Origin of the sequence: Mariniflexile sp. (genome assembly GCF_041583155.1) — a bacterium.
GTDB lineage: Bacteria > Bacteroidota > Bacteroidia > Flavobacteriales > Flavobacteriaceae > Mariniflexile.
This window is the reverse complement of sequence record NZ_JBFHGK010000094.1, coordinates 1-5143: the sequence shown is the minus strand read 5'-3', so window position 1 is coordinate 5143 and position 5143 is coordinate 1. Positions and strand designations below refer to the sequence as shown.

General features: G+C 33.7%; 3 protein-coding genes and 1 pseudogene. All 4 read right to left on the bottom strand.

Going from position 1 to position 5143, the window contains the following annotated elements:
* Positions 1 to 779: pseudogene (locus tag ABYI63_RS17200) on the bottom strand (hypothetical protein); the annotation flags it as partial.
* A gap of 20 nt (positions 780 to 799) precedes the next feature.
* Entirely contained in the window at positions 800 to 1984 is a 1185-nt protein-coding gene (locus ABYI63_RS17195; protein ID WP_372758095.1) for a Gfo/Idh/MocA family protein, read from the bottom strand.
* Positions 1985 to 2038: 54 nt separating this feature from the next.
* A complete protein-coding gene (locus tag ABYI63_RS17190; RefSeq protein WP_372758094.1) occupies positions 2039 to 3385 on the bottom strand; it encodes a Gfo/Idh/MocA family protein in 1347 nt (448 codons plus the stop codon).
* Between the two features lie 3 nt (positions 3386 to 3388).
* Entirely contained in the window at positions 3389 to 4801 is a 1413-nt protein-coding gene (locus ABYI63_RS17185; protein WP_372758093.1) for a DUF1080 domain-containing protein, read from the bottom strand.
* Positions 4802 to 5143 lie beyond the last annotated feature (342 nt).

The window sequence follows — 5143 nt, the reverse complement described above, 5'->3', positions numbered from 1 at the left end:
CCTTCTTTTGTGTTTCTTTTGTCGGGGGTTATTGGCAATATATAGTTATGCTTCCCTGTTTTCACTGGAACTTTTATTTGCTGATAACGAATAGTGCCTTGGCGGTTTCGGTTTATATTTTGTCCTTCTAATTGTTCTCCGATACGGACAATTAAAGTATCATTCTTTTTTGCTTCATATTCAAAACTCATATTTGCAAATGCCGCCTTACCAAAATCGATAAAATAAGATGATTTAGAAATTTCTCTTATCAATTTAGGCTTAATAGAATCTATTAGAAAGCTATTAGGGGTTGTAATCGTTTTTGAATTTACGCCAGTTTTAAAAGTCTGATATTTAGAAAATCCTGATGGTTTCTTTTTTGAATCCCAAATTCTTACTTTCCAAAAATAAGTTTCGCCTTGTTTAAGTTCAATTCCTTTGTGTGTAATATTTGAAGAATGATTTCCTTTTACCTTTTTACTATCCCAAACATCACCAATATTTTTATTAATTATTTCTTCTGAAGATGCAACAATTATTTGATAATACAATTGACTTTTTGCCGACTGAGGTACTACCCAGCCATATTCTGGTAAAGTATCCAGAATTAAAACAGTGCTGGTGTTTCTAATAAACTCAACCGTTAAATTATGTGGTGCAGCTGTTTGTACCTCTGCGCTATAATAATCTGTGGTTACGGTTTGACCATGCATACTTGAAAGCACAAAAAACAAGCATAAATAAAAATTCATTTTACATGCCAAACTCAAATAATCACTCTTTCTTTTTAACTTCAATTTTTTAAGATGTCTGTTTTTTAAACATTATACTCTGGTTTCCAAAACGCCGTGGTTTCATTGTACATGGCATCTAATCCCATTTGCACACAGGTAGCAGCGTTAGCTCCTGTAACGATATTAGATAGCGGCATTTTATTGTCAATTATATTCATTCTAAAATCCATTAATGCCTGCTCACTTGGCTCGATATGTTCAACTTTTATTGGTATTCCCTTGCTATCTTTATCCCATGTCATAGTTGCACCAGATACGCCATCTACATTACCAAGCTCTTTTACATAGTTATTCTCCGGACGGAACCATGCTTCGGAATAGCTTAATACAATGGTGCCTTTATCTCCTAAAACTTTAATTTGATAACCTTCGTTCGCATTACTAGTAAGACAACTAAATTGTGCCTTAACACCGTTGGGGTAATTGTAAATTAAGCGTATATTATCATACGTTTCTCTACCATCTTTCCAATAATCTACGCCTCCTGTACCAATAACTTTATTTGGTGTTGCATCTAATACCCAGTTTACAAAGTCCATTTGGTGCGAACATAATTCGGCAACTAATCCGCCTGAAAATTCGCGATACATTCTCCAATTAATAATTTTTTCGAGTTCCGGTTTAGGCACAGGACGTCTCCAATTTCCATTTCGGTTCCATTGGCACTCAAAAGCTTGTATTTTACCAATTTCACCATTTTTAAGAAGTTCTACGACATGACTATATAACCTAGAACTATGGTATTGATGACCTGTTTGAAATATGGCTTTAGAGCTTTTTACTTTATTTACTAAATTACGTATACCTGAATGGTCTTTAGCCATTGTTTTTTCGCAATACACATGTTTTCCTGCATCTAAAGCATCTATGGCTATTTTAGAATGTGTATTAAACGGAGTAGCTACAAGAATAGCATCTATATTTTTATTATCAAGTAATTTCCTATAATCGCTATAAGCTAATGCTTTCCCTTTAACTTTGCTTAACCCATTTTCTAAACGAAAAGGTAGAATATCACAACACCCAACAACATTAAAATTCTCTATATTATTTATATTTGGTATAAGTCCACTACCTCGATCGCCGGTTCCTATTATTCCAATATTTACAGTATCATTAGCACCTAGCACATTACCTAATGCATAGGTAGATGTTCCTAAGGCAACTGATGCTAAACCACTTTTTATTACAAAATCTCTTCTATTCATACATCTCTAATTTCATGGATACGTTAAATTAAACTATCGGTTCAATTTAAAATATTATACAGATTTAATTTCCCAACCCGGTTCGTAAGTTCTAGACCATAATTTCATGGCTTCTCTGTTAAAAATACGTCCTGTATTTTCATCAACTTCAAATGAACTTTCTATTCGGGACGAAATATTTGCATAATGTGTTAGCATTTGACTAATAGCACCTTCATCGATAGGCGATGTTAAAACAGCTTTTCCTCTAATGGCGTCAAAGAAATTTTTTGTGTGAAGCGTTGAAAGTCCGCCACCACCGCCAAGTGCATTTCCATCTTCAAGACCACGTACTAAGTTTTGTTTGATTTCTTCGCCTCTTAAATTATATAATTTATACCCATCTCTATCTATAAAAACCGAGCCGTTTGAACCATATATGAGTGTTCCTCTTCCGGCACCGTATTTATCATAGCCGTTTCTGCTACGTCCATCCCATTGAATGGTTCTATTGTCAGAAAACTTGAATGTTGCTTCCATGGTGTCGTACATTTCCCAACCATCATCTTTATAATGGAATTTACCAGAATTAACTTCTACACGTTCTGGATATTTTACTTGCAAAGCCCAACGTGCAATGTCTAACTCATGGGTAGCATTATTACCCATTTCGGCCGTACCATAATCCCAACCGTACCAGTGCCAGTTATAATCCCAAGTATTATCGGTATACGCTCTTCGAGGGGCTGGTCCTTGAAAAAGATCCCAATCTAATCCTTCGGGTGGGTTTGCTAATTTTTGGTGAGGAACGGGGCCTCTTTTGCTAGTATAAAATGCAATAGCATTATATACATCACCAATAATACCATTGTGAATATCTTTTATAATTTCTTGTGATTGCAAAGATGAACGTTGCTGATTCCCCATTTGCACAACTTTGTTATACTTTTTTTGATAAGCCACCAACAGTTCTCCTTCTTGCGGATTATGACTGCATGGTTTTTCTAAAAACACATGCTTCCCTGCTTGCATTGCCATACAAGCTCCCGGAGCATGCCAATGGTCTGGAGTTGACATAAAAATAGCGTCTACTTTTTTGTCGTTAATAACCTTTCTAATATCATTTTCTAAAATAGGCTTATTATTTAAAACTTTTGAAACGGATGCTGCAGCCTTATCTCTTTGACTTTTCATAACATCACATAAATAAAGTAATTCTACATTACTTTCTTTAGCTGCTATAGCTCCCATATAAGCATTGTATCTTCTACCCAAGCCTTGAATAGCAATATGTATACGATCGTTTGCACCTATAATTTTGGAGTAACTTTTTGCAGACATCGCATTTAAGCTTCCACTAAATGCAATTCCGGCTGCTCCTGCAGTTGCTTTTTTTAAAAAACCTCTTCTATCTGTACTCATTTCTTATTTGTTATTTTTATTATCAATAGAACGAATTTTAATATTTCTAAATGAAACATTATCGCCATGGTCTTGCAATAAAATTTGCCCTTTTTCTAAAAGTCCAAATTTTGGCCATTTCACATATTTACTTTCTGCTACTAATTTTAGAAATTTATCACTTCCTCTTTCATATTCCAAAACTTTTGTTCCATTTAACCAATGTTCTACATGGTTATTTATAGAACTAATAAATGCTGTATTCCACTCTCCAATTTGATTTATAGGCTTATTCTCATCAGCCTTAATTAAATCGTATAAAGAGCTTACTGTTCTACTACCTTCGTGGTTTCCTAATTTAGCATCAGGATGAACAGCATCGTCTAATATTTGATATTCTAAACCAATTGAAGAACCTTTTCCTTTATTAAGATTAGTATCAACATAATATTTTATACCACTATTTGCGCCTTTAGTTAATTTAAAATCGACTGAAATTTCAAAATCTCCAAACAACGCTTCGGTAACAATATCGCCTCCTGCAGCAGACTCTGCACCACCTGATGACAGTACTGATAATTCGCCGTTTTCTATTTTCCATCCTTTTTCCGGAAACGTGTCTAATTTAGCACCTTTCCAACCTTTAGTAGTTTCTCCATTCCAAAGCAATTTCCAGCCATTTTTAACTTCATCAATTGTTAAATTATTTTTTGTAATTACAGGTTTTAATGGTGATTTTTTAGAATATTTTTCTAAATTTTCGGTAAGTATTTTTAGGTTCTTCCATGCTATTTCTGTTCCTACTTTTTGATGGTCTTTTATACTATGTACTTGCAACCCAATAAACCCTGAAGCCGTTTTATCGTCTATAAGATACGCTGCTGGAACATCATTAATCCATGTTTTAATGGTATCTCCAATAGCCTCAATACGATAATGGTTCCAATCGTTTTGCTTAAATGCCTTTTGAGCTTCTGGTTTATTTTCTAAAGTGTTTAACCAACCTCTTCTACTTTCATCATAAATTCCAGCACTCCAGGCACGTTTAGAAGGATCTATTTCCACTTGATACCCATGTACTCTACCCTCTCTATAAAAAGGAAAGCTATTACTTCGAATTTGAATACCAGAATTCATTGAGGAATCTACTTTATAATCTAGCTCCAAAATAAAATCTGAATACAATTTATCCGATCTTAAAAATGTATTTGGAGTGTTTCTTACTGTTGTCCCTATTATGGTGCCATCTTCAACTTTATAAGTGGCATTTCCTCCAATTATAGACCAACCGTTTAATGTATTACCATCTTGTAAACTAACCCATGGCGTGTTATCTTTCTGAGCGCTGCCGCAACTTGTTAAACTTATTGCTACCAATAGCAATGCTACTTTAAAAATGTATGCTTTCCTAATCATAAAATTGAATAATTTAGTCATTTAAATATGTTGTATTATAATATTGCATAAAGTTCGCAATAAAATACATCTTTCACATGGACTTTTTATTCAAATGCATGTTCATATTAGCTAGATTGTCTATTAATGTCCAATTTAATGTTAATAATTCTTTTGTTCTGCATTGGATACTTTTATACTTACTAGAGAATTGTTTAATAGTTCGCCACTATCTACTTATATAATGGCACAACTTATATGGCTTCCGCCTATATCGGAACCTATACTAAATCTTTTATTTTTCATTAATAATTTTGGTTAGTTGGTAATCTATTTTTTCAACTCAAATTTAAAGTTAAATTTAGTTGTTACGCCTATTTTTTT

Excerpts from the sequence above, each read along its gene's own strand:
- ABYI63_RS17195 (WP_372758095.1), bottom strand. The coding sequence starts at position 1,984 with ATGAATAGAAGAGATTTTGTAATAAAAAGTGGTTTAGCATCAGTTGCC.
- ABYI63_RS17190 (WP_372758094.1), bottom strand. The coding sequence starts at position 3,385 with ATGAGTACAGATAGAAGAGGTTTTTTAAAAAAAGCAACTGCAGGAGCA.
- ABYI63_RS17185 (WP_372758093.1), bottom strand. The coding sequence starts at position 4,801 with ATGACTAAATTATTCAATTTTATGATTAGGAAAGCATACATTTTTAAA.